Source organism: Pseudomonadota bacterium, from assembly GCA_039815145.1.
In the GTDB taxonomy this organism is placed as follows: Bacteria; Pseudomonadota; Gammaproteobacteria; order Steroidobacterales; family JBCBZW01; genus JBCBZW01.
The window spans coordinates 1-23,670 of sequence record JBCBZW010000075.1 but is presented as its reverse complement, the minus strand read 5'-3'; the positions used below and the strand labels follow the sequence as shown (position 1 = coordinate 23,670).

The 23,670-nt window shown below is 66.0% G+C and carries 19 protein-coding genes; 14 read left to right on the top strand and 5 right to left on the bottom strand.

Annotated elements, in window-relative coordinates:
- The coding region (locus AAF184_16765; GenBank protein ID MEO0423993.1) for a PQQ-binding-like beta-propeller repeat protein at positions 1–2,418 on the top strand (2,418 nt) is incomplete at its 5' end.
- Positions 2,415–2,819, top strand: a complete 405-nt coding sequence (locus tag AAF184_16760; protein ID MEO0423992.1) for a hypothetical protein — start codon at positions 2,415–2,417, stop codon at positions 2,817–2,819. The genes AAF184_16765 and AAF184_16760, both read left to right, overlap by 4 nt.
- Positions 2,820–2,856: 37 nt before the next feature.
- Here AAF184_16760 and AAF184_16755 read toward each other — a convergent pair whose 3' ends face one another.
- Both AAF184_16755 and AAF184_16750 read right to left on the bottom strand, forming a co-directional pair.
- Positions 2,857–3,648, bottom strand: coding sequence for a nucleotidyltransferase domain-containing protein (locus AAF184_16755; GenBank protein ID MEO0423991.1), 792 nt, complete (start codon positions 3,646–3,648; stop codon positions 2,857–2,859).
- Positions 3,645–5,888, bottom strand: coding sequence for a winged helix-turn-helix domain-containing protein (locus AAF184_16750; protein ID MEO0423990.1), 2,244 nt, complete (start codon positions 5,886–5,888; stop codon positions 3,645–3,647). Before AAF184_16750 ends, AAF184_16755 begins: the two co-directional genes overlap by 4 nt.
- A 136-nt stretch (positions 5,889–6,024) precedes the next feature.
- Between AAF184_16750 and AAF184_16745 the strand changes: the two genes are divergently transcribed.
- The 3 genes from AAF184_16745 (at position 6,025) to AAF184_16735 (ending at position 9,088) form a co-directional block, all read left to right on the top strand.
- Positions 6,025–6,519, top strand: coding sequence for a beta-glucanase precursor (locus AAF184_16745; GenBank protein ID MEO0423989.1), 495 nt, complete (start codon positions 6,025–6,027; stop codon positions 6,517–6,519).
- Between the two features lie 65 nt (positions 6,520–6,584).
- Complete coding sequence (locus tag AAF184_16740; GenBank protein MEO0423988.1) at positions 6,585–7,880, top strand: hypothetical protein; 1,296 nt, start codon at positions 6,585–6,587, stop codon at positions 7,878–7,880.
- Between the two features lie 5 nt (positions 7,881–7,885).
- On the top strand, positions 7,886–9,088 hold the full coding sequence (locus AAF184_16735; protein ID MEO0423987.1) for a hypothetical protein: 1,203 nt from the start codon (positions 7,886–7,888) through the stop codon (positions 9,086–9,088).
- An 8-nt stretch (positions 9,089–9,096) separates the two neighbouring features.
- Here AAF184_16735 and AAF184_16730 read toward each other — a convergent pair whose 3' ends face one another.
- Entirely contained in the window at positions 9,097–9,648 is a 552-nt protein-coding gene (locus AAF184_16730) for an XRE family transcriptional regulator (GenBank protein MEO0423986.1), read from the bottom strand.
- A 95-nt stretch (positions 9,649–9,743) separates the two neighbouring features.
- On the opposite strand from AAF184_16730, the gene AAF184_16725 reads away from it, so the two are divergent.
- The 4 genes from AAF184_16725 to AAF184_16710 all read left to right on the top strand — a co-directional run bounded on the left by AAF184_16725 (position 9,744) and on the right by AAF184_16710 (position 12,579).
- Entirely contained in the window at positions 9,744–10,172 is a 429-nt protein-coding gene (locus tag AAF184_16725) for a VOC family protein (protein MEO0423985.1), read from the top strand.
- Between the two features lie 237 nt (positions 10,173–10,409).
- Positions 10,410–10,985, top strand: a complete 576-nt coding sequence (locus AAF184_16720) for an RNA polymerase sigma factor (GenBank protein ID MEO0423984.1) — start codon at positions 10,410–10,412, stop codon at positions 10,983–10,985.
- On the top strand, positions 10,982–11,653 hold the full coding sequence (locus AAF184_16715) for an NrsF family protein (GenBank protein ID MEO0423983.1): 672 nt from the start codon (positions 10,982–10,984) through the stop codon (positions 11,651–11,653). The genes AAF184_16720 and AAF184_16715 overlap by 4 nt, the downstream gene beginning before the upstream one ends.
- A gap of 125 nt (positions 11,654–11,778) precedes the next feature.
- On the top strand, positions 11,779–12,579 hold the full coding sequence (locus tag AAF184_16710; protein MEO0423982.1) for a spondin domain-containing protein: 801 nt from the start codon (positions 11,779–11,781) through the stop codon (positions 12,577–12,579).
- Between the two features lie 85 nt (positions 12,580–12,664).
- On the opposite strand, the gene AAF184_16705 is transcribed toward AAF184_16710, so the two are convergent.
- Complete coding sequence (locus tag AAF184_16705; protein ID MEO0423981.1) at positions 12,665–15,064, bottom strand: kelch repeat-containing protein; 2,400 nt, start codon at positions 15,062–15,064, stop codon at positions 12,665–12,667.
- Between the two features lie 463 nt (positions 15,065–15,527).
- On the opposite strand from AAF184_16705, the gene AAF184_16700 reads away from it, so the two are divergent.
- The 5 genes from AAF184_16700 to AAF184_16680 all read left to right on the top strand — a co-directional run bounded on the left by AAF184_16700 (position 15,528) and on the right by AAF184_16680 (position 20,914).
- Entirely contained in the window at positions 15,528–17,741 is a 2,214-nt protein-coding gene (locus tag AAF184_16700) for a YgiQ family radical SAM protein (GenBank protein MEO0423980.1), read from the top strand.
- 197 nt (positions 17,742–17,938) lie between these two features.
- Entirely contained in the window at positions 17,939–18,385 is a 447-nt protein-coding gene (locus AAF184_16695; protein MEO0423979.1) for a DUF3465 domain-containing protein, read from the top strand.
- Positions 18,386–18,552: 167 nt separating this feature from the next.
- Positions 18,553–19,161, top strand: coding sequence for a sigma-70 family RNA polymerase sigma factor (locus AAF184_16690; protein ID MEO0423978.1), 609 nt, complete (start codon positions 18,553–18,555; stop codon positions 19,159–19,161).
- On the top strand, positions 19,158–19,922 hold the full coding sequence (locus tag AAF184_16685; protein ID MEO0423977.1) for a hypothetical protein: 765 nt from the start codon (positions 19,158–19,160) through the stop codon (positions 19,920–19,922). The genes AAF184_16690 and AAF184_16685 overlap by 4 nt, the downstream gene beginning before the upstream one ends.
- Positions 19,923–19,933: 11 nt before the next feature.
- Positions 19,934–20,914: a hypothetical protein gene (locus AAF184_16680; GenBank protein ID MEO0423976.1), complete on the top strand. Its 981-nt coding sequence runs from the start codon at positions 19,934–19,936 to the stop codon at positions 20,912–20,914.
- Here the strand turns inward: AAF184_16680 and AAF184_16675 are convergent.
- Positions 20,904–23,414 (bottom strand): CHAT domain-containing tetratricopeptide repeat protein, encoded by a 2,511-nt coding sequence (locus AAF184_16675; protein ID MEO0423975.1) that lies wholly within the window; start codon positions 23,412–23,414, stop codon positions 20,904–20,906. The two genes, AAF184_16680 and AAF184_16675, sit on opposite strands and share 11 nt — an antisense overlap.
- Between the last annotated feature and the right edge of the window lie 256 nt (positions 23,415–23,670).

Below are 23,670 nucleotides of genomic sequence, written 5' to 3'. Positions count from 1 at the left end.
GCGCCGTCGAACGCGGTCACGGTCACCTCTCACTTGGAGGATTACCCCGCAGGCCTGCCGCAACCGCGCATTAATGCCCCGCCGGTCTGGGAATGCGGTCGCGCGGCCGGCGTGAGCGACGTGGTGCCGGGCGCTCTCGTCGAGGTGTTCGCACGCGATCCGGGGGATGCTGGTGGCAATGTCGTCGGCGCCTTCAACGCCACCCCGGAATGGGGCCTCAACTGGACCGGGATCAATCCCGCCTACAACCTCGATGCGCGCACCTGGGCCGTTGCCTCTCTGTGTGAGCAATCCAATACGAGCGCCGAGGAGTTGGTACGGGCGGAGCCTGCGACCATCGAGATTCCCACCCTGCACGACGTGTACGAGGGCAACGATCGCGTGATCGCCAGGGGCCCGGCGCCCGATCACGGTCCGCTGACGACAGGGGCGTTCGTCGACGTCATGGAGGCCGGCACCAGCGTCGGATCGACGGTGACGCCGGGCGGCGCCGGGCACATCATCCTCGTCAGTCCCGACGTGTCCTCCTCGCCCTACACGGCCACCCAGTCGCTGTGCACGAGCAGTGACCCTTCCGTACCCGTAACGCCGATTCCCTGTGATGATCTGCCGCCACCGATCATCAAGCCGCCGCTGCCTGGGGACACCAAGATCGAGCTGACCGACTACGTCGAGGGGGCCGAGATACTCGTCTTCGCCAACGGCGCCGAGATCGGCCACTCCGGTCCGCCGGTGATCAACCTGAGCGCTCCACTCGGCAACGGCCAAACGCTCACCGTGGTGCAACGCCTGGGCAGCTGCGAGAGCGACTGGGTGTACGAGATCGAGGTGGAGTGCGAGAACCTGGGTGGCGACGACCGCGCTTGCTCCGGTGACTGGCCCGCTTTCCGCCACAACGCGATGCGGTCGGCCAATCAGACGCAGGTATCTGCCCTGTCCGATCCGTACCAGGTGAAGAAGCTCAACCGCGCCTGGGAGTTCGACCCGCCAGAAGGGCGCGCCTTCCGCGCTTCACCGGTCGTGCACGGCGACATGGTGTACATCGGTAACGGCAACGGTCGCTTCTACGCGCTCGATGTCGCCACGGGCGCGGTGCAGTGGGAGTATCCGCCGCCGGGGTCACCCGCCCTGCTCACCCAGTACGTGAGTAACCCGTCGAGCTGTGGCATCGCCGCGAGCGCGGCCATCGGACGGGTGCAACGGGAGCTCGACGTGGTGATCTTCGCTGCGCCGGACCCATCGCTCGGGGCCGGCTTGGGTAGCGGCAGACTCTTCGCTCTGGACGCCCAGACCGGCGCCGAGGTGTGGAAGTCTCCTGAGATCGCCGTGCTCAATGGCTTGACCGTGAGCGACGAGAGCGAACTGCACGAACAGACCGGCTACGCGCCGCCGCTGGTATTCGGCGATCGCGTCTACATCGGCATCGCCAACCATGGCGACAACCCGATCCAGAACGGTCGCGTGGTCGCCGTGGATCTCAACACGGGAAACCCCGTGCCCGGATTCGACTTCAAGGCCACCTCCACCCGTGGTGGCGGCGTATGGAGTCCAATCGCTGGTGGCTTCGGGCGTGACGGCATCTTCATCACCACTGGCAATACTCGCTGCTGGAACGGTGGCTGTCAGGATGAACCCTCACCGAACCACGGCCTTAGCATGTTGCGTCTGAACGCCTCGAGTGGCGCGGTGGACTGGAAGCTGCAGCCCGTGCCGTTCGCGCTCGACGGCGACCCGGACTGGTCGGCGGGCCCGAGCCTGCTGCGGACCAGCTGCGGTGACATGGTGCTCTCGCGCATGAAGGATGGCTGGACCTACGCCATCGACCCGAGCGCCACCTACACCCCGCGCTGGCAGTTCCCGCCCACCGGCAGCGCGCCGGGATACGAGTTCGATCCCGCCTGGGGCACCGCCCACGGTGATTCGCGGTACCTCTACCCAGGCGCCGCCTGGAACGATACCTACATCAGTGAGGCGGGCGGCGAGGACGTCATCAACATCACCGCCACGGGCTTCGGTCGCCTCCACGCCTTCAACGCCTGCGGTGGTTCGGGCGGACGCGTGCGCTGGATCGCGGACATCCCGGGTGCCACCCAGGGCGGGCAGTACCAGCTCGGGTCACCGTCGGTCAGCCACGGCATCGTGTTCGTGGGCAATGGATCGGGGGATCTGGTGGCGATCGCGGACCCCGGTGTGTGGCCGTCGACGTCCTCGACCTGTAGCAATCCGGCTGTCCCCCTGGCCGACTGCGCCGCCAACGGCTTCAACGTCGTGCCGGTGCCCCACGTGCTGGCGAACGTTGACCTGGGGTCCGTCGCCATCCTCGGCGAGCCCGCGTTGGCGGGTGGCCGGGTGTTCGTCGCCTCCGGGCGGTCCTGTGGCAGCAACGGAGCACTGCACATGCTGGAGCCGGAATCATGAGTAGTTGGAGAGCCCCGCGCTCGCCCTCGCGAGCCTTGCTACTGGGTATCCTCGCCTTGACGCTTGCACCTAGCCTTGTCGTTGGGCAAACGGACCGTCAGCAGGAGCGTGTGACCCGCTACGAGCTAGCCGCCGGCCAGCTGTCCTTGCGCAGCGGTAACACGGTCGGCGTGGCGATCGAGCGCTGGATGCTCGGCGGTGGCCTGAGACTCGAGCGCCTGCCGCTCGACGCAGATGCCACGGCGGTGCTGCACCTGCGGGGTGGGCGCTTGACGACCATCGTCGGCGCCCAGCGTGTGGTACGCAGCGAAGGGGACTACTGGACGGTTCCGCGCGGTCAGGCGATGGGCGTGGAGACCGACGACGACTCGGCGGTGCTGGAGGTCACGTTCATTCGCTGACGGTCATCGGGCCTTAAGACCATAGGAACTGGCGCAATCACCAGTCCTCGAGCGGCACATCGCCGGTCATCCACCGCCATTCCACGTCGGTCATGAACCAGCGGTAGGCCTCGATGTCGCTCACGCCCCAATCGCGGTAGTCCCGCATCGCCTCGAACAAGGCGGTGGCGTGCTGCGCGTTGGGTTCGTCGAGCAGGGTGCGGAAGCAGCTCATGAGCTCCGCTGGCTTCGCCGGCACCGCCTCCAACGCCTTGGGCAGCCACTTGTGATAGGGGAAGAGACGGCGGTTGTGGGCGAGGAAGGTCCTGGCCACGAACAACGCCAGCTGACTGGCGGCGCGCAGCTCGGTGTAGCGATTGCCGTGGCGTGTCGCCTCCTGCATCAGCCAGTGCTGAATGAACGCCATGCTGTAGAAGGCCCGCAGACGCCCCGCGTGGCCATCCTCCTGATAGACGGGGATGCGCCCCAGGAGCTCGTCGAGGTGAGGGAGGTGGGAGAAGGCAGCGAAGGCCCCTTCGAAGGCGGCCCGTGAGGGCTCGTTACCGCGCGTCGACACCCCCTCGAGGTACGCAAGGTCGATGATCTTACCGTCGACGTAGCCACCCGCGTAGTCGCAGAGATCCTGGCGGTTGATGAACAGGTCTCGAGCGGCCGTGTGCTGTCGAAAAGCCTCATCGGTGGCGACGATCATGAAGTCCACATCCGAATCATCGCGCGCCCATCCCTTCGCGACGGATCCGCCGATGATGATGGCGAGGTAGCGGGGGTCACCGCGATAGGCGTCGGCGAGGCGGTCGATGGCGCGTTGGTGATGGGCGCGGATGGTCATGGTGTCTCCAGTGCCGGTAAGCCGTCGACGGGGGCAAGCTCGCCGCCCTGCTCCATGCGGGCCAGGTTCGCTCGCTGCTGGCCGATCGCTGTGCGCAGGGTCGAGCAGAGCGCCTGATACTCGGGCTCGCCCTGCAACGCCGCGGAGGCGAGCGCGGTTCGCGTCAGGTCCTTGCAGCCACCGCCGCGGTGCCAGTCGCGCAGCGCCGAGAGGGCGCCGGTGGAATCGCCTATGGCAGCGAATAGCCAGGCATCCATCAGGTCGATGCCCCGCCAGCCGTAGCGGCTTCGCGATGGCGCCAATGCCGTGAGCCGCTCCGTGAGCTCCGTGGCCATGTCTCCCGCGCCGGTCAGGTGCAAGACAGTGGTGTAGGCGAGGGCGAGTTTGAACAGATTGTTGTCGGTCTCGATGGCGAGTTCTGGCTGCTGCCGCAGCGCGGGGTAGAGTGCTTCGAAGAGCTCGACCGCAAGCGCCGGGTGGTCGTAGCGCAGGTCCAGTCCGTTCAGGTGCAGCACGTCATGCCAGGGTTCGACGGGGAGGCGGCCATCGATGATCTGCCGCAGCAGGTCCGCTTCCCGCTCGCGCTCCCCGTTGAGGCGATGGAGTTTCAACCGCGCGATCCAGGAGAACCCCTTCTCCGGCGCGATGTGCAGGCACCACTCGAAGAAGTACGCTGCCCGCGCCGACAGACCCAGCTCCTCGTACGCCACGGCGAGAAAGAACGTGGTCCAGGGCACCCCGGGATCCAAGTGGAAGGCGCGTTGGAAGGCCTTGATCGCCTCATCGTGTCGGCACAACTTCCAGGCGTAGAGCTGGCCCAGCATTTGGTGGGGCGGCACCGCCGTGGGCGCGGTCGCGATGGCGGCGTGGAGCGCCGCGCGGGATTCGTCAAAGCGCTCCAGGTCCATCAACGCCTGGCCCATCAAGGAGAGCGTATGGTGGCTCTGTGGATCCAGCAGCCGCGCCCGGCTGAAGTGCTCGAGGGCTTCCTTGGGTTGTTCGCAGTCCCAGCTTTTGAAATAGCCGAACATGCGCAGTGCGCTGGTGTTGTTCGGGTTGAGTTGGATGGCGCGCTCGTAGGCCACCTCTGAGGCATCGAAGGCGCCGCGGTGCCTCTCGAGAAACCCAAGAGCTTCGTAAGCTTCGCTGAGCTGAGGGTTCAGCCTGAGGGCCCTTCTGATCACGGGTTCCGCCACCTGATTCTGCGCTTCGACGTCGAGGCCGCCGAAGTGCACTCGCTCGAGGAGCGCCATGGCCAGCTGCGCATGCGCTTGGGCGAAGTCCGGATCCAACTCGATCGCCTGGCGAAAGTGTTCGATCGCTGCGCTGAAGCCCTCGCAGGTGGCGAGTCCATAGCTCACGCGACCGCGAAAGTAGGCCTCCAGCGCCGCCATGTGCCGGGTGGGAGTTTCGGTGAGCTGTTGCTGTTCTTCCGGCGACAGCACGGTGCGCAGGCTCGTGGCCACGGTGAGGGCGATCTCGCTCTGGATGGCAAAGACGTTCTGCGCCGTGAGCGTTCGGGTGTAGGTCTCCGCCCACAGGTGCTCGTCCTTCAGGGCATCGATGAGCTGCACGGTGATGCGGATCTGATCGCCCGCGCGCTGCACTGCGCCTTCGATCACGCAGGTGCAGTTCAACTCGCGAGCGATCGTGCCGACGCTCTTCTGGCTGTGGCGGTAGGCCATTACCGAGGTGCGCGAGATCGTCGCCAGCTTGCGGATTTTCGAGATGTGCGTGATGAGTTCGTCGTGAAAACCGTCGGTGAAGTAGGCGTCTGCCTCGTGGGCGCTGCGGTTGTCGAAGGGCAGCACGGCGATCGCGGGGTGGTTGCGCGATAGCGCTGTGGCGCGGGCGGGCGGCGGAAGCTCTTCTACCGCGTCGGCGCTGAGCGGGCCACTCGCCGCGCCTGGTTCTGGCGCGGCCGGCTGCGGGATCTCCGTGACGACACCCACGAATCGGTAGCCGCGTCCGCGCACCGTCTGGATGTACTTCTGCTGCACACCGTCGTCGCCGAGGGCGGCACGGGCGAGCTTGATCTCGTTGCTGAGCGTGCCGTCGGAGATTAGGCGACCGTTCCAGACCTCCGCCACCAATTGCGCGCGGGTGACGACGCGGTCGCGGTGGCGGATCAGGTAGACCAGTAGATCAAACACCTTCGGCGCCACGGGGACGGGCTCACCGTCCTTGGTGAGGGAGAAGCGTGTCGTGTCCAGCTCCACCCCGGAGCACTGGAAGATCATGGGTACCCCATCCGTCGGTAACACCAGCCGTCACATGGTGGCACAAACCTCCGTGCGGTCACGCTCCTAGGTAAACGATAGGAAAAAGATAGATTCCCCATAAGCCGGCCGCGGTGGAAGTTGCTAGCGTTGAAGCATGAATACATCCACTCGCCCCATCCTGTGGGGACTGCTCACGTTCCTGGCCACGAGCGTGCTGCTCGTCGGTTGCAGCGCCACTCAGTCGCCCGGCCGCGCCGCCGTGATCGATTACGGCGATTACACATCCGAGACGCTCACGACCAACGCGTGGCTCGCCCTGACGGCCGGCAACTACGACCACGCGATTCAGTACACGAGCAAGTGCGCTGAGCTTTACGAAGAGAAGGCGCGCGAGATGCAAGCCTCGCTCACGGCCAAGGCGCACATCGACGAGGTCTTCGAATACTGGGCCTTGAACGATGTTGGCACGAGCTACTTCATTAAGGGCGAAGCCCTCACCAAGTTGGGCAGACGCACGGAGGCGGTGGCCGCCTTCACGGTGGTGCGGGACCACCTCTTCTACGCCCAAACCTGGGATCCCAAGGGTTGGTTCTGGTCCCCCGCCGAAGCGGCCTACGCCCGGGTGGAGCTGCTGACGGGTGATTTTTGAACATGTCGGGGAGAGGGCTATGGGCTCTTCTGGTCGCCGCCATCACCGCGCTTTGGTCCTGTGCGATGAACGCCGAGACGCCTCCTAGCCCCCGGTCCGAGGTGCGCGTCGTGCAGGCGGTGGACGGCGGGTTCACGCTCCTGCGAAACGGTGAGCCGTATCGGGTGAAGGGCGCTGGCTACAGCAGCGGCGAGGCCACCACGGGCGGATCGCTGGCGGTGCTGGCCCAGTCAGGCGGCAACTCCATCCGCACCTGGGGCATCGACCAACTGGAGCAGGAGGTAGACGGCAAGCCCCTGCTGGACCGCGCACACGAGCTGGGACTCACCGTCGCGGTGGGTTTCTGGGTCCAGCACGTCCGCCACGGCTTTGACTACGGCGACGCCACCCGCGTCGCGGAGCAGCGCGAGCAGCTGCGCGCCGCCGTGCTCAAGTACCGGGACCACCCCGCGCTGCTGCTGTGGGGGCTCGGCAATGAGATGGAGCGCGTCTGGGACGGCGATGGGGACGAGAATACCCTCAGCGATGAACGGATCTGGACTGAGCTCAATCACCTGGCGGGCATCATCAAAGACCTCGATCCCCATCACCCGGTGATGACTGTGGTCGACGGCACGCCGCCGGCGAAGGTCCAGGCGATTCAATCGCAGTACCCTGCGCTCGACATCCTCGGTATCAATTCCTACGCCGGCGCCGTGGGCGCCGGCCGACGCTTGCGTGACGCCGGTTGGGACGGCCCCTACATGCTCACCGAGTTCGGCGTCACGGGAACCTGGGAGGTGCCCGTGACCGCCTGGAACGCGCCGATCGAGCCCGATCCGAGCACCAAGGCGAGCGAGAGCTACACCGCCTACACGCGGGACCGTGACGACAATGCGGGCCACTCCCTCGGCTCCTACGTGTTCCTGTGGGGCAGCAAACAGGAGGCGACCTTCACCTGGTTCGGCATGTTCCTGCCCACCGGGGAGAAGCTCCCCCGCGTGGATGCGATGGCGTACGCCTGGTCGGGTCGCTGGCCAGCCAACCGGGCTCCCAAACTCCGGTCCCTAGTCACGCCGGTGGCGATGAAAGCGGTGAAGCCCGGCTCCTCCTCGTATGCCCAGGTGGACTGCATCGACCGCGAAGGCAACGCCCTGAGCTACGCGTGGGAGATCAGGTCGGAGAGCAACGACCGAAGGGTAGGGGGAGACGCCGAGGCGGTGCCTCCAACGATACCTAACGCGATAAGTAGTGGGCAGGGCACGGCTCGTATCGAGTTCAAGGCACCCCAGAGCCCTGGGGCCTATCGCCTGTTCGTCACCGCCTACGACGGTCACGGTGGTGCCGTCGCTCACAACCTGCCGTTCTTCGTGAGCGATTGAAGGCGATGGGGCACGACGCATTCGCTTGGCGGGCAGGCGTCTCGCTCGTGGGCGCCTTGCTGGCGTGCTCTGCGGCATCGTGTGGAGCTGCCGAATCAGCGGCGGGTATCGAACATCGGGACTTCGAGGTCAAGGTGATTTCGCGGGGCGATAACCGCCCGCCCATCAACCTGGCGCAGACCCATGGCGACAGGGTCCTGGTGCTCGCCAAGGAAGGGGCGAGCGAGTCCGAGATTCGGGGCCATCGGTTTGCCGATGGTACGGACGCCGGAACCACGCTGGACACCTTGCTCGACCACGGCTTTATCTCGCGGGAAGGCTCAGCAGGGCTCTCACCGACGGTGGCGGTGATGACGTTGACCGCTGTGTCGAGGGACATGCCCGTCGACGAGAGCGTCATCGCTCAGACCGTCGAGGCGATTCACGCTTACGCGCCGGCGGCCTTCGAGGCCCTCGCCGGGCTCGAGGGCTTCTCGCATCTGACCCGTGGTCAGTACGACCTCTTCCTGCTGTCCAATGGCCTGCTCGACAACTTCCAGATCGCCAATGTGGAAGCGCAGGTGATCGCTTCGGAACGGCCGGCTCGGGCGGGCGGACACTACTACCTGTCGGTGCAGGAGAAGGCAGCGGGGGCTGTGGGGGAGGCCTTCGGCATCTACGGTAACCACACCGGGCGCTACGGACCTTACATCCTCGGGGTCTACGGCAATCAGCGAAACCAGCGCACGGATTTTCATCGGATGCCTAAGGCGCTGATCGGCGCAGGCGAAACCGCTGACGATAGCGCGCTGCAGATCCGCCGTCGGCAACTCGTCGACACCCTCGGTGCCCTTTGGTTTGAACAGGAGGAAGTCGTTGGCGAGGCGCGGCAGACCTTGGAGCGACTCGGGTTCGTGTCAGCGACCGGCGCGTTGATGATCCCTGTCATCACCACGGCGAACTACGGACGCTTCAGCGCCGTCGTGGCTGACTTTACACCCACCCTGATTGCGATTCTGAACGGCCATCTCCCAAGCTTGAAGGCTCGCTACGCCGATTCTTCCTACGCGGGGGAGATCACCTTCGAAGAGTTCTTCATGTGGTGGTTCCATCTCTACTACAGCGCCGTCACCGACGCGCTGGTTGCGGATGGCACCATTCACATTCCACCGCAGGGCGTCGCCACCTACCTCATGATCCCCGGCGACGCTGGTGGGTCCACCCGGTAGCAAAGCACCTAGCGCGCAGCGAAACACACCACTGAGAAAGACACGGACTTTCGGCGCTTGTCCGGGTTGACGTACGAGTGGCGCTGGTCGCCGCGAAACACCAACATGTCGCCGGCCTTCAGTCGATGGTGCTCACCTGCCACCACCAGTTCCACCTCGCCGCGTTCGCAGGTCAGATACTCCCGCGTGCCCGCTTTGTGCGGCACACCCACCATGCTCCCGCCGGGGTCGAGCTCGGTCCGGCTGATCTCGAGCCCTGAGATCGCCTCGGGCACCAGAGGGCGCACCAATCCGCCTTGTTTCCTGCGCTGGCGCACCTTGGCGGCGGGGAGGAACTCGATCTCGCTGCGCGGTGGTCCTATCAGCTCTTCGATCGAGACGTTGAGGGCGTTGGCGGCTTTGCTCAGCACCGACAGGGTGGGATTCGCGCTGCCGGTTTCGAGGCTGGCCCAGGTGGGGCGAGGAATACCGGACAGGTCGGCGAGCTGCTGCTGCGAGAGTTGCCGCTCCGCCCGCAGGCGCCGCACGTTGTCGGCGAGGTTTCCCTTGACGTCATCCATGACAGAAAAGTAGCAGCCCGCTAGTTCACTAGCAATTCAGTTCCTCTGGTAGCTGGCTGAATGGAGAATACAGCCATGTCTAGAAGGAGATGATCATGGCCACACGAATGGAACACGCGAACTTGCACGTACGCCACTTCGATGAAGCAGTCCGCTTCCTCACCGCCGCGTTCCCCGACTTCCGCGTGCGCAGCGAGGAGACGCGCGAGGGTGGTTTGCGCTGGATGCACATCGGCACGGATGAGACGTACATCGCCCTGAACGAGACGCGCGACGACGCCCCCGGCCACGCGCCCTACAGTGGCAGTGCAGGCGTGAATCACCTGGGCTACGAGGTGGACGATGTGGACGCCTTGCGGGCGCGCTTGTCGGCGGCGGGTTTTCGGGATTCGACGTATCCGAACAGCCATCCCCACCGAAAGCGCGTGTACTTCTACGACGCGGACGGCAACGACTGGGAGTTCGTGCAGTACTTCACGGAGGACCGCGCGTTGAGGAACGACTACGAGCTGCCGGATGACTAGGCACCGTATCGACTAACAAAAAAGATGGGTTACGGCTGCGCACGAATGACGTCGTGGGTTTGCGAGGCGCTGCACCACGCAAGGCCACGAGAATCTCCCCGGAACTCGAAAGCGCGCATTGCGTGGGCCCTGCCGGTGATCCACCGGCGGCCCTCTCACGGTGTCGGGTCGGTGAGGTATCCTGCCGCCGCGTCCGCGTCGATGTATCGACATCGTGCACGCCTGCGTACTGGCAAGGTGAAACAGCCGACAGTGGAGACCGATAGCAACCGCTACGCTGAGGATGAGCGCCGTTGGGCTCGTCTGATGACCCAGGCGCAAGCGGGCGACCAGGGGGCCTACGCGCAGCTGCTCCGGGAGATATCGATTGCCATCGAAGACTTCATCTGCCACCGTTTCGGTCAGATCGAAATGCTCGAAGACTGCGTGCAGGAGTGTCTCGTGAGCGTGCATCAGGCGCGGCACACCTACGATCCGGGGCGCTCCTTCCGGCCCTGGCTCTTCACCCTCGTCCGTCACCGGACCATCGATTTGCTCCGCCGCGGCAACACCTGGCACCGCCTGCAACGCCAGCCCGTGCCGGGGGCATCCTCCTCGGATACCCTCAATCGCCTGATCGATGGGGCCCAAGCCCTGGCGAAGATCCCGGAGGACCTGCGCAGAGCAGTCATCCTCGTGAAGTACGAGGGGCTCACCGCCAAGGAAGCAGCCACCCGTTTGGGGATTCGCGAGAGTGCACTGAAGGCGCGCCTGCGCCGAGGGCTCGAAGCGGTGTTCGCTGAGCTGAACCGCGAAGGGAGCGTGAACGGATGAGTCGCCCCACGCGCGATGCGCTGATCAAGGACCTCGTGGCAGATGCCGCGAAACCCGTGCGCAACGGGGCGCAGACGCATTTGGAGAGCGCGCTGTGGGTGGTGCTGGCCGCCGTGTGGGTGGTGGCGCTGACGCATCTCCCGGGCGAACTGCGCCCCGGCGTGATGGATCAGCTGGCGAGCAGCCCCAGGCTGTGGACGGAACTGGCCTTGGGCTTTGGTACTACCGTCGCCTTCGCTCATCTGGCCTTTCGTTCCGCGCTCCCGGGGAGCCCCTCGCTGCTCCTGAGTGCCCTGCCGGCTCTCACCCTGCTCATCCTCTGGGTGGGGCTACACCTGTACGGCTTCGTCGACCCTACCTTTGCCCCGTCGATGCACGGCAAGCGGGAGCACTGCGAATGGCAGGTGCTCACCTTCGGAATCCCGGTGCTCGCCTGCGGTGCCCTGGTCCTGCGCCGCTGGTGGCCGCGGGGAGCCTTCTCGGGGGCGGCGCTTGGCCTGGCGGCCGGCGCACTGCCGGCAATGCTCATGCAAATCGCGTGCATGCACGAGCCCTGGCACATCCTCACGCACCATCTCCTGCCCGGCTTGGCGTTGGGGCCGATCGGCGCCGTTGTCGGCTTCCTGGTCCTGCGGCCCCCCCGCGGACAATCGGTTCCCCGTCCCTGAGGCCCTCTCACCCGCGAAAGTCACTCGTCGATGTATCGAATTCGACGAGGGCTGCGTAGTGGTTATGGTCGGTTGCGTTTTAGCCGCGCCGAGCCCCAATCCGCTCATTCAGGAGACACCAAGCGATGAAACTCAGCCTCGCGGCCATCGGCGCGACTGCGCTAGCCCTCACCTCCTTCGGCGCGTCCGCTGCCACCGTGCAGATCACCGTGACCGTCGAAAACCTCACGCCGCAGAACAGCGTGGCCTTCGCCCCCCTGCGCGTCGGTTTCCACAACGGCACCTTCGATGCCTTCGACATCGGCGAGGCGGCCGGCGATGCCATCATCTCGGTGGCCGAGGGCGGCTCGGGTGATGCCTGGTTCCCGGCCTTCGAGGCGGCGGATCCAACGGCCGTGCTCGGCAGCGTGGTGCCGGATCCGGCAGGCCCGCTGGTGCCGGGCGCTACCGCCATGGCCACCTTCACGGTGGATACGGATATCAACTCGTACTTCACCTTCGCGTCGATGGTCGTGCCCAGTAACGACTTCTTCATCGGCAACGACAGCCCCACCCAGTACCAGCTGTTCGACGGCAGCGGGAACCTGATCATCTCGGACATCCTGGTCGGCGCTGCTGACATCTGGGATGCCGGTTCAGAGATCTTCGATCCGAGCGCTGCCGCCTTCGTGGTGGGTGGCGATAACGACGCGCGCACCCCGCAGAACTCGGTGGTGGCGTTCAACTTCGCTGAGCTGGCGGCGTTCAACGGGCTCGAGACGGGTGCCGGCTACATCTTCGATAGCCAGCTCACGGCTAGCAGCGATGTTTACCTGATCTCCTTCGACGTGGCAGCGGTTCCGGTACCGGCGGCGTTGCCGCTCATGGGCGGGGCGCTCGGGTTGCTCGGCTTTTCGGTGCGGCGTCGTCGTACGGCTGCTGTCTGAGGCGTCTGCTTGCGGCTACCGGCGTCGGTTGACGCCGGTAGCCGTCGGAGACGCGCTCGAGATCACCGCGGCCCTGGCCGGCGCCTCAGTCGTCGACACCCGGCTCGTAGATTCTCAGCAGCACTAGCTGTTGGTTGTTTCTGTTGTCGGCGGCGAGCAGGTAGATCAAATCGCCTATGACGGCTGCACCACCGCCCGTTGTTTCCCGTGGAATGCTCGCCCGTGCCGTTAGCTGGCCGCCGTTTGCGGGATCGAAAACATCCGCCGTCGCCAGGGGGCCACAGCCTTCGGTGCATTGGTAGCCGCCAAGCAGGTAGGCCTGATCTTGGTAGACGACAACGTTAACCCCGTAGCGTTTGGCTGAGCTTAGGGCGCCTGCGGATGACCAGGCATCCAGGGAGGGGTCGTACACATTAATCGCCCTCTCGTCCGTCGCCCCGCCAAACACATAAATCAGCTCGCCGAGTGTCGCGCACGAAACGCCCCATGCCGGTGCCGGCATGTCGGCCCGGGGCGTCCAGGCATTCGTCTCGGGGTTGTAAGACTCGACCGAACCAAGCGTGCCATCGGGGTTGCGTCCGCCGAACACGTAGACTTCGTTGCCGAACAGGCATGAGGCATGGTTCTCCCGCGCGACGCTCATCGATTCGCGCTGGGACCACTCGTCCTCGGGGATGGAGTAGGCGTACACGCTGTCGATGGCCCTGTTGCCTGACTCACCGCCGCCGAACGCGTAGAACATGTCGCCGACAACATGCGCCGTATGATTGATCTGCACTTCGGGCGAGGGTGAAAGGCTCGTCCATGTGTTGGTCGACGGATCGAATCGATCCATGAGCGTGCTGCGTTCAAGTGCGCCGGGTCCCTCGACGAATCCACCGTGCACATAGATCGCGTCGTTCGTGCCGGCCACCGCTGGCGACTGGCGCACCGCCGGCAACTCGGGTCCCGAGAACCACGGCGCCTTCGCTACCGTAAGCGAAAAGGGGGCCAGATCCGCCGACGCCTGTCCGTCACTCACACGGATACGTATGTCGTCCGTGGTGCCGCTCTCGCTCCTGATCGGGGTGCCTTCCAGCGTGCCGGTGGCAGGGTCGAAGGCGGCCCATGCTGGCGCGTTCTCGATGCTGAAGGTGAGGTTGTCGGCTTCGACGTTCAACACGGATGGCGTAAAGCTGAACAACGCATCCGTAAGGGTCTCCTGGGGCGGATTGCCGGAGATTACCGGGGCATCGTTGATCGGGTTGACGGTGATGGAGATGCTCGCGATGTCGCTTGCGAGTTCACCCTGTGAAACCTGATACGAGAAGGAATCCACGCCCGCGTAGTTCTCGTCGGGTGTGTAGGTGAGCGTCGGATAGGCACCGTTCACCGTTCCGTTGCTCGGTGCGCGGGTGATCAGAAGCGCGACGGGCAGTTGATCCGATGCATTGGTCGATACATCCACAAGCAGACTTGTGTCTTCGTCTACGGCAAGCGCCTGACTGCTCGCGACGAGATCACGTTCGTACGGTGAGGTGTCCACATCGTCCGGAATCAGATCGTTGTCATCGTCCGTGTCGACGGCGTTGAACTCCCCGTCCAGATCCGTATCGAGGAACTCATTGATGTCCGCCGGCACGAAGTCAGGATTGTCTGCAACCAGCGCTGCAGTGTTTGCACTGATTTGGTCGGGGCGAAGATTCGGGATCGCGGTTCGTAGTCCGTCCAAGGGTGTTTCGATGGTGCCGTCCTCGGCGAAGTCGGCAACCAGCGAGTTCAGCAGCAGTGAGAGTTCTGCGTCAGCATCGGAGGCATTCTCCTCGGCGAGTTCGGACGCGCGCTCCAGCAAGATCGCTGAGACGGCGAGAAGGTAGGCGCTCGATCGCGCGTCAGGAGTGTCGTAGATCGACAAGGAGACGAACGGGAACTCACCTGAGTTTTGCACCACCTCGCTGAAGGCTAGCAGGAACTCCGTTTCGGCTTGATCTCGAGCCGCTTCGAAGGTGAGGCCTGCGCTTGAGATGAGTTCGACGATGCGGTCGCTCGTTAGGTGCGTGAGCACGTTGATGTAGGCGCTCGTGCCTTCGGCGACCGAGTGAACGCCGCGTAGAGTGATCTCTCCGGATACCTGCCCGGTCAACTCATTGCGATAGAAGCCGTTGGCGGAGATGCGTACCAGGGCGCCCTCGTCGGCAGAGAAGGCGAAGGTGCCGAAGTCATCTCGAGTTTCAGTCGTGATCGTCGCGCTTGTGGCCTCAGCCTCGGCGGTGAGCACGTTCACGCTGATCGTCGAGCCGATGATGAAAGGGCCCTTTTGGATGCCGCCCTGCGTTTCGATCTGTGCCACAGGGGGTGGCTCGGCCTGCGGATCGTCTGCATTGCTGCTTCCGTTCGAGCTGCCGCCGCCTCCGCATCCTGCTAATAACATAATCAACCCGAGAGCAGTGAAGCCTACGGTTCGCGCGAATGTTGCTGGGGTATTCCGGTAATCGCCAATGGCCATATGAGCGGGGCTCCGTTGTTCTTTTGCTAGCGCAGTCGCAAGGTTGTAAGCCTACATGGTGGGTAGGCTATCAGACCTCGGTGGGAGTGTTCGCTTTCGAAAGGTGGGTGTCGACCCGGTAGGGGGCAAGATGGTAGCAACGGCGATGAGCCGAGTGAAGATTCACCTTCGGTTCACTGACTAGATGTCCGTGTGCTGTTGAGCTTTGCGTGGTTCGGGCCCATTGCGTTTGCCTACATCTCGGTTCGCGCGTCGCTGGGCGGCACGCGATTCGCCGCTCCGGCGTGGTTTCTCATCCGGCGCAGCTACGCCATCGGGGTCTGGTTTCGTTCCGAGCTCCGGCAGCGCGCAGCCACCGCACTTGCGCGCGAGTGCAGGAGGCGGCCGCCGCCGCGCGACTTCATGAATGGGAGGCTGGCGGGTTCGGCGGTGCTACAATTCGGCGATGCAACAAGCCACCGCCATGCCCGCCGCGCCACCGCTCTTCGGCTATCGCCCTTACTGGGCGCACCGCTTCGGCGTCGCCCCGTTCCTGCCCACCTCCCGCGAGGAGATGGATGCCTTAGGCTGGGATAGTTGCGACATCATCGTCGTAACAGGCGATGCGTACGTTGACCATCCTAGCTTCGGCATGGCCATCGTCGGCCGCCTGCTCGAGGCCCAGGGCTTCCGGGTCGGCATCATCGCCCAGCCCGACTGGCAATCGACCCAGGATTTCCAGGCCTTAGGCCGGCCGAACCTGTTCTTCGGCATCACCGCGGGCAACATGGACTCGATGGTGAACCGCTACACCTCGGACCGTAAGCGCCGCTCCGACGACGCTTACACGCCGGGCGGTGCGGGCGGCGCGCGTCCCGATCGCGCCGTGGTGGTGTACAGCCAGCGCCTGCGCGAGGCCTTTGCCGGCGTGCCCCTGGTGATCGGGGGCATCGAGGCGAGCCTGCGGCGCATCGCCCACTACGACTACTGGCAGGAGAAGATCCGGCGCTCCGTGCTCCTCGACGCCCGCGCGGACCTGTTGGTCTATGGCAACGGCGAGCGCGCCATCGTCGAGATCGCCCACCGCCTCGGCGCCGGCGAGGACATCGCCGAACTCGAGGACGTGCGCGGCACAGCCTACCTCAGGCCCCAGCTGCCCGAGGGCTGGACGGAGATCGACTCCACCCACCTGGACACCCCGGGCCGCGTCGATCCCCATCCCGATCCGTATGAAATGAAGATGGGCAACGCTGACGCGGGCACCGGTGAGGGCTGCGACGCGGGCGACCCCACGCCAGCCGAGCCCACGGCCGCGCCTAAGGAACACGTCGTGCGCTTCCAGCGCCGCGTGCCGCGCGCCGACCGCGCGACGAGCTACATCCGCCTGCCCGCCTACGAACAGGTCACTGACGACCCGATCCTCTACGCTCACGCCTCGCGCATCCTGCACCTGGAGTCGAACCCGGGTAACGCCCGCGCCCTGGTCCAGCGCCACGGCGACAAGGACGTCTGGCTGAACCCGCCGCCCCTGCCGTTGCACACCAACGAGATGGACGCGGTGTACGAGCTGCCCTACGCACGCGTCGCGCACCCGAAGTACGGCGACGCGAAGATCCCGGCATACGAGATGATTCGCTTCTCCGTGACCATCCAGCGCGGGTGCTTCGGCGGCTGCACCTTCTGCTCGATCACCGAGCACGAGGGCCGCATCATCCAGAATCGCTCGGAGAAGTCGATCCTCAAGGAGGTGGAGACGATCCGCGACGACGTGCCGGGATTTACCGGCGTGATCTCCGATCTCGGCGGCCCCACGGCGAACATGTATCGCCTCGCCTGCAAGGATCCGAAGATCGAGGCGGCGTGCCGTCGCCCGTCGTGCGTCTACCCGGGTATCTGCCCGAACCTGAACACCGACCACGCGCCGCTGATCAACTTGTATCGCAAGGCGCGCGCTCTGCCCGGGATCAAGAAGATCCTGATCGCCTCTGGGGTGCGCTACGACCTCGCGATCGAGTCGCCCGAGTACGTTAAGGAACTCGCTAGCCACCACGTGGGCGGTTATCTGAAGATCGCCCCCGAGGCGATCGGCGAGGGCCCGCTGAAGGCGATGATGAAGCCCGGCGTCGGCACGTACTACCGCTTCAAGGAGCTGTTCGACCGCTACTCGAAGGCGGCGGGCAAGGAGCAGTACCTGATCCCCTACTTCATCGCGGCCCACCCGGGCACCACCGATGAGGACATGCTGGAGCTGGCGCTCTGGCTGAAGGCCAACGGCTTCCGCGCGGACCAGGTGCAGGCCTTCCTGCCGGGGCCGATGGCGACGGCCACGGCCATGTACCACTCGGGCAAGAACCCCCTGCGCAAGGTCACCCAGGACAGCGAAGGCGTGGCGGTGCCGAAGGGCCTGCGCCAGCGCCGCCTGCACAAGGCCTTCCTGCGCTACCACGACGCGGAGAACTGGCCGCTCCTGCGCGACGCCCTGCGTCGCATGGGCAGGGCGGATCTCATCGGCAACGGGAAGCGACACCTGATCCCGCGCTACCAGCCGGCGGGCACGGGGGTGGCCCCCGAAGGGCGTCGTCGCAAGGGGGCCGCGGCGGCCTCGCCGAAGGGCGGCAAGCCCTTCCGCACCCAGCACACGCGCGCCGAGAGCGGACCGCACAAAAAAAAGCGCCCCGGTCCGAAGACCAGGGCGTAAGCTCACACAGGGAAGCGTTGGGACGGTCGGCTCGAAGCACCGGGCCACGGTGGCGATCGGGGGGGACACCGCCGTGGGAGGGGGTGGCGATTCAGCGCCGACAGCCCGTCCTTGCATAGGGAGTTGTCGGCTCCCAAAAAAAGGTTTCACCCAAAATCGCGATTTTTTTCTGGGCTGGGGGAGAACGATCGGTGCGGATGCCAAAGACGGTCATCGGGGCCTTGCTGCTGGTGGCCGGCGCAGTATTCACCGTGTTAGAAAACGGTGGATTATCAATGGGTAACGGTGACTCTGGGGCCGGCGGCAGCGGCGACGGGCTCACCGTGGAGTCGCTCTTCGCAGCCCAGCGTAGCGACACCTGGCTGACCGTCGACGGCCGCGTCGACCGCATCCTCTCGGACGACAACGAGGGTTCGCGCCACCAGCGCTTCATCATGCGCACCGCCTCGGGGCACACGGTGCTGGTTGCCCATAACATCGATCTGGCGCCCCGCGTGGCGGGTATTCGCGAGGACGATCCGATCCGCGTGTACGGCGAGTACGAGTGGAACGATCGCGGTGGCGTCGTGCACTGGACCCACCATGACCCGGACGGGGGCATCCCCGGCGGTTGGGTGGAGCACCGCGGCGAGCGCTACCGCTGAGCCCCTGCGGCGTCGCCGCATCAACTTTCTGTTCCATTTTGCGCTCGCGCGCTGTCATACCCCGTAAGCGGCGGGCGAATCGATGTGCCCGCCACCGACAATCACGGTAGCGAGCGGTGGACGGTCCCCTTGCGCGAACTTGAGGCCAATGCAAGCCGGAGCTGGTGGTGACCAGCCTCGACACGCTCTCCGACGAAGCGCTCATCAAGCGCTGGCGCGCTCACCCGGAGCAGGGTGATGCTTGCCTGGAGCAGCTGTTCCGCAACAGCTACCCGCGGGTGGCGGCCTGGTGTCGACGCTTCTGCCGTGATCCGGAACAGGCGGCGGACGTGGTGCAGGAGGTCTTCGTGAAGGTGCAGGACAAGTTGGCGGCCTACCGGGGCGAGAGTCGCTTCAGCACCTGGCTCTACAGCGTCACCCGCCGGGTGGCGATCGACCACGGCCTGGCCCAGGCTCGCCAGCCCCAGGCTGAGGACGCGGCCAAGGCGCCGGATCCCATCGACCCCGACCTGCACACGGAAGAGCTCACCGCACGCGAACAGGTGCTGGAGCGCCTGCGCGCAGCGATGCAGAGCGACCTGGCGCCGGAGGAAGCGAAGGTGGTGTACCTGCACTACGTCGACGGCATGAGCCTGCCCGCCATCACTCGCCAGCTGGCGCTGACCAATCGCTCGGGCGCCAAGGCATCGCTCGTCAGTGGCATGCGCAAGCTAAGAAAACGCTTCGGCCCTTGGTTGGCCCGAGAGCTCGGCGTCGAGCCGGGGAGTCCCGCATGAACGATTCGCGCGCTCGCGCAGAAGAGCAGCTGATCGCTGATGCCCTGCGCCAGGCCTACGGCGAGGGCTCTCCCTGCCCGCCGCCAGAGCTCTTCCTCGAGGAGGATTCGCTCAGCGACGCCCAGCGCCGCGACCTTGCAGCCCACGTGAGTGCGTGCCCGGCGTGCGCGGCCGAGCGCGAGTTGGCACTCGCATTCACCGATCCTGAGGATGATGTGGATGCTTCCTCGGATGAGGTGGAAGACGTCCTGGCGAAGCTCCGCGAACGACGCGAGGAGCATACCGGTGCTGCTGAGTTGCGAGCACGTCGCCGCTGGTTTACATCTTCCGCGCCGGCGGTGCCGCTGGCATTGGCCGCCAGCGTGCTGTTGGCCGCTGTGGTCGTGATCGGTGGCGGTGGCCTGCGTACGCCCTCGGCGCCGCCCGAACTGCCCGACTTCACCCAAAGCCCCTTGCGCGGCGCGAGGGTGGAACTGCTGGCGCCCGAGGGGCAGCTCTTCGCCGTACCGAATGATTTCACTTGGCGCGAGGTGGCGCAGGCCACAGCCTACCGGGTCTCCGTGCTCGCCGTCGACGACAGTGTGCTCTGGAGTCAGGAGGTCACGGGCAGCCCCTTGCCCTTGCCGGTGGCCCTGCGTGAGCAACTCCATCCCGCGGTGCGCTATCGTTGGCAGGTGGAGGCGCTCGGGCCGTCGAACGCTGTAGCAGCCGCCTCCGCGCTCGCGGAATTCAGGATCGATCCCCGCTACGACCAGGACTAGGAGGGTCACCGATGAACATAAGTCGCACGGTCACACCGCCGCGCCGCAGTGCGCTCACCATGGCAGCGCTACTGCTGCTGATCACCGCGCACGCGTTTGCCCAAGGGGGAGAAGACTCCCTCACCCTGCGCCTCGCTGACGCCAGCGCCACCCCGGGCGGCATCGTGGCGGTGGTGATGCGCACCTACTCCTCGCGTGGCGTGGGTCAGGGTCAGGTGTGCATGCCCATCCGTCAGCAACCCAACGGCCCGATGGACCAGGGGGGCGCTAATCCGATCGCGGCGGTGCTCGCCTCGGTGGTGTTCAGTCGCCGCAACGATGCCAACTTCCAAACCGAGCTGGACCAAGCCAGCCAGTCGGTGATGCTGACCTTCGATTCGCCCACCGCATCGATCAACGAGGTGGACGGCCCCCTGGCCGTGATCTACCTGCGTCTGCGCTCGGACCTCATCCCAGGTCAGGAGTACGAGATCGCGTTGGATCTCCCGGACTCCTTCCTGGTCGACGCAGACGGGGCGCCGATCACGATCGAAGGGCGCGCGGGGCGGCTGCGCATCGACGGGCCGGCCGAGCCCTTTTCCCTGTCGGCCGCGGCGGAAGCGACGGTTCCTGGCCGCACTGCACTGCTGAGCGCGCAGAGCGAACAGTTGCGTTTGCTGGCCGCCGGGCGTGTCGCCCTTCGCTACGACCCCTTGGTGGCGGACGGCACGCCGCAGGTGCGCATCGATCCGCGCTACGGCACGGGCGATTTCAACGTGAGTGGTTCGGATCCCGATCGCGGGTTGGTGATCGTCAACTTCGTCTCGCCCGCGCGCGATCTCAATCGGGTGACGGGAGACTTCATCCAGGTGCTGGTCCCCACCCGGGCGGATATTCCCGTGGGCACCGAGTCGCCCGTGCGGTTGGATCCGGCGCTATCGTTCCTGGTGGGGCGCACGGGTCAGGTGCTGACCCTCGAGCTGGACGACGACGATCTCGAGTTCATCCGCTAGCGGGCACTCGCCGTCGTCGCGTAGCTAACCAAAGCGCTAGCAGTCCGGCGGCGAGAGCAGCGAGCGCAAGCGGGGTGCTCCAGCGCGAGCCTGCTCGAACGGCCCCAAGCGGGTCGAGGTCAAGGCGGCCCACCAGCACGTAGGCGGCCCAGTGCGTGGGATGCTCCCAGCCCGGCGTGGAGCGCAGGGCGAGCTTGGCCTGGCGCAGGGCTTCGCCGGCGCCGACACCGCGCCCGAGCTGGTAGTAGAACTGATCCATGAAGGCGGCGGAGACCGTGTCCTCCACATCCCACAGCGTGGCCACGACCGCTTCGGCCCCGCCAGCGAGGAACGCGCCCGTGAGGGACTCGAGGGCCCTCGGTTCGGAGGCGAGATCGGCCGCCGTGCGGCAGGCGGAGAGCACGGCGAGGCGGCTGCGAACCGCCACTGATGCGATCTCCTCGGGCGTGAGGAGTCCGTCGCGGTCGCCCTCGGGACTGAGCACGATGGCGGCGGTGCCACCGACGCGTTCGTCCAGCACGGCGTGAGTCGCCAGGTGCACCACTGAGGTGCCGTCGGTGAGTGCTGACAACACCGCTTGTTCGGTGGCGGCGCTCCCCAGGTGTTGCGAACTCTCGGGCCCTACCCAACGCGCGATGCGATCGAGTTCTTCGGCGGCCGCAGGTAACGGATCCAGGGTCACGGCGAGGCGCCGTCGCGCGAGAGCGGGCCCGGCATCCGCTGCCTCGATGACAGGATCCGCGAAGCCCGCCCACGCGCCGGTCTGCACAGGGGGTGCCGCCGCCGCGCTCGCGAGCAGGCGATCGCTCGGGAGAATGCCGAGCGCCAGGGTCTCGACCAGCGGGCTGCCGCTCGCCATCGGTAGGAGGTCGAAGGGCACCCGGTAGAGGAAGCTGTCGGGCGCGATGTACAGCGCCTCGCCATCGAGCGCCGCCTCGGGCAGGGCCTGGAAGAGCTGGGCCGCCAGCGCCTGTGCGGCCGCGACGTCGGGTTGCTCGCCTCTAGCCAGGGCGCGGTAGATGGCGTTGATCTGTGTCTCGAGGGCGCGGGGATCGGCGTCTAGCGCGTGCAATTGCATCGGCTGGTCTGCCCCGTCGGGGATCAGCCACCGGTAGAGGCGCTCCTCTGCGACGAAGAACTCGATCACGCCCTGTTGCGTCATGGCTTCGCCGGCGAGCTCAGGGCGGCCGAGGGCATCGCTCAGCTCCCGCGCCTTCGCTTGGCGCGCCACGTTCAAGGCCAAGCGCGCGAGCGCCGGGTCTTGGGCGGTCGCGTACTCCGAGGCGAGCACGCTCACGGTGAGTTCGTAGACGGCACGCCGTTCGCCGAAGAAGTCACTGCGCACGCCCGCCGTGCGCACGCCCACGCCTACGGACTCCACGATATCGATCGCTTCACGAAGGTGGTCGAGTGCCTGCGCTCGGTCGCCCTCGGTCAGCGCGACGCGGGCCAGGCCCTCCAGGGATGCCCATCGTGCTTCCGCCGACCCAGTCTGACGAGCGAGCGCCAAGCTCAGGTCGAAATACCCTTTGGCCGCGCCGGAGCCGTCGCTCAGCGCAAGGCGCCCGAGCGCCAGCAGGGCGGTGATTTCCTCCGGCCGGTCGCCGCTGTCGCGGGCGATCTGCAGGGCCCTCTGCATATCCGGCAACGCGCCCTCCAGGTTCGCCAGATCCTCATGCTTGACGATGCCGCTGTTGAGCCAGGCGTTGGCCAGGCCGCCGCGGTCGTCCAGTGCGTCGTACAGGGGTTTGGCCTCGTCGAAGGCACGCAGGGCAGCGACAGGATCTCCGAGGTTGCGATAGACCACGCCGAGGTTCACTTCGAGCAGGGCGCGTTGGCCTTCGTCCAACAGTTGCGCGGATTCGCGCACCAGCTGGAACAGGCTCAGTGCCTCGCGGTAAGCACCGAGTTTCTCGAGCGCCACGCCCTGGTTGATGCGGGCGAGGGCGCGCTGCTGCGCCGACCATGGTGCATCCGGGTGATCGTCCGCGACGGCGATGGCCTCGTCGAAGCGGGCCGCCGCGAGGCCGTAGTCACCGGCTAAGGTGTGCAATAGGCCGAGGTTGGAGCTGTTGATGGCGATTGCCAGCCAGTCCTCGCGCTCGCGGTTGATGGCGAGGGCTTCGCGGTAGCGCTCGGCGGCGAGGGCGAACTCGCCGAGCTGCTGGTGCACGAGGCCTGCGTTGTTGAGTGTGCGGCCGAGGCCGCGCAGGTTGTCGCGCTGGTCGCGGCGCAGGGTGAGGGCGGCGTCGCAGCGTTCCCGGGCCTCGCTGTAGGCGCCCTTGCCCAAGAGGATCACGCAGGCGTTGTTGTGGGCGGTGCCGCGATCTTTAGCGGAATGCTGGTCCGGGGCGTTGGTGATCTCGGTGTAGGCCTCGAGGGCGGCGTCGAGTTCGCCGTTGCCGTGCAGGGTGCGTGCCTCGTCCAGGGTGTCGGCGCAGGCGTGGGCGAAGGTCAGGAGCAGCAGGGGCAGGCTGCAAACAGCTGTTCCATTTCTCATGAGAATCCCGTCACACCCCATGTACGCAACACGGACGTACGGAAGGACGGCGCGAACCCTCGGCAGACGCCATCCGCCTTGTTACCCACAGGAGTCCATCCATGAAAGCTCTACGCTCAAGCAGCAGTCTCGCCCTCGCGCTCCCCGCCGTGCTCGTCAGCAGCGGCCTCGCCCTGGCCCAGGACGCCACCGTCCCGGATGATTTCGCCACCATTCAGTCAGCAGTCTTGTCCGCGGGCGACACCGATGGCAATGG

Excerpts from the sequence above, each read along its gene's own strand:
- AAF184_16680 (MEO0423976.1), top strand. The coding sequence starts at position 19,934 with ATGAACATAAGTCGCACGGTCACACCGCCGCGCCGCAGTGCGCTCACC.
- AAF184_16705 (MEO0423981.1), bottom strand. The coding sequence starts at position 15,064 with ATGGCCATTGGCGATTACCGGAATACCCCAGCAACATTCGCGCGAACC.
- AAF184_16700 (MEO0423980.1), top strand. The coding sequence starts at position 15,528 with ATGCCCGCCGCGCCACCGCTCTTCGGCTATCGCCCTTACTGGGCGCAC.
- AAF184_16750 (MEO0423990.1), bottom strand. The coding sequence starts at position 5,888 with ATGATCTTCCAGTGCTCCGGGGTGGAGCTGGACACGACACGCTTCTCC.
- AAF184_16685 (MEO0423977.1), top strand. The coding sequence starts at position 19,158 with ATGAACGATTCGCGCGCTCGCGCAGAAGAGCAGCTGATCGCTGATGCC.
- AAF184_16675 (MEO0423975.1), bottom strand. The coding sequence starts at position 23,414 with ATGAGAAATGGAACAGCTGTTTGCAGCCTGCCCCTGCTGCTCCTGACC.
- AAF184_16730 (MEO0423986.1), bottom strand. The coding sequence starts at position 9,648 with ATGGATGACGTCAAGGGAAACCTCGCCGACAACGTGCGGCGCCTGCGG.
- AAF184_16760 (MEO0423992.1), top strand. The coding sequence starts at position 2,415 with ATGAGTAGTTGGAGAGCCCCGCGCTCGCCCTCGCGAGCCTTGCTACTG.
- AAF184_16735 (MEO0423987.1), top strand. The coding sequence starts at position 7,886 with ATGGGGCACGACGCATTCGCTTGGCGGGCAGGCGTCTCGCTCGTGGGC.
- AAF184_16715 (MEO0423983.1), top strand. The coding sequence starts at position 10,982 with ATGAGTCGCCCCACGCGCGATGCGCTGATCAAGGACCTCGTGGCAGAT.
- AAF184_16695 (MEO0423979.1), top strand. The coding sequence starts at position 17,939 with ATGCCAAAGACGGTCATCGGGGCCTTGCTGCTGGTGGCCGGCGCAGTA.
- AAF184_16710 (MEO0423982.1), top strand. The coding sequence starts at position 11,779 with ATGAAACTCAGCCTCGCGGCCATCGGCGCGACTGCGCTAGCCCTCACC.
- AAF184_16755 (MEO0423991.1), bottom strand. The coding sequence starts at position 3,648 with ATGACCATCCGCGCCCATCACCAACGCGCCATCGACCGCCTCGCCGAC.
- AAF184_16745 (MEO0423989.1), top strand. The coding sequence starts at position 6,025 with ATGAATACATCCACTCGCCCCATCCTGTGGGGACTGCTCACGTTCCTG.
- AAF184_16725 (MEO0423985.1), top strand. The coding sequence starts at position 9,744 with ATGGCCACACGAATGGAACACGCGAACTTGCACGTACGCCACTTCGAT.
- AAF184_16740 (MEO0423988.1), top strand. The coding sequence starts at position 6,585 with ATGAACGCCGAGACGCCTCCTAGCCCCCGGTCCGAGGTGCGCGTCGTG.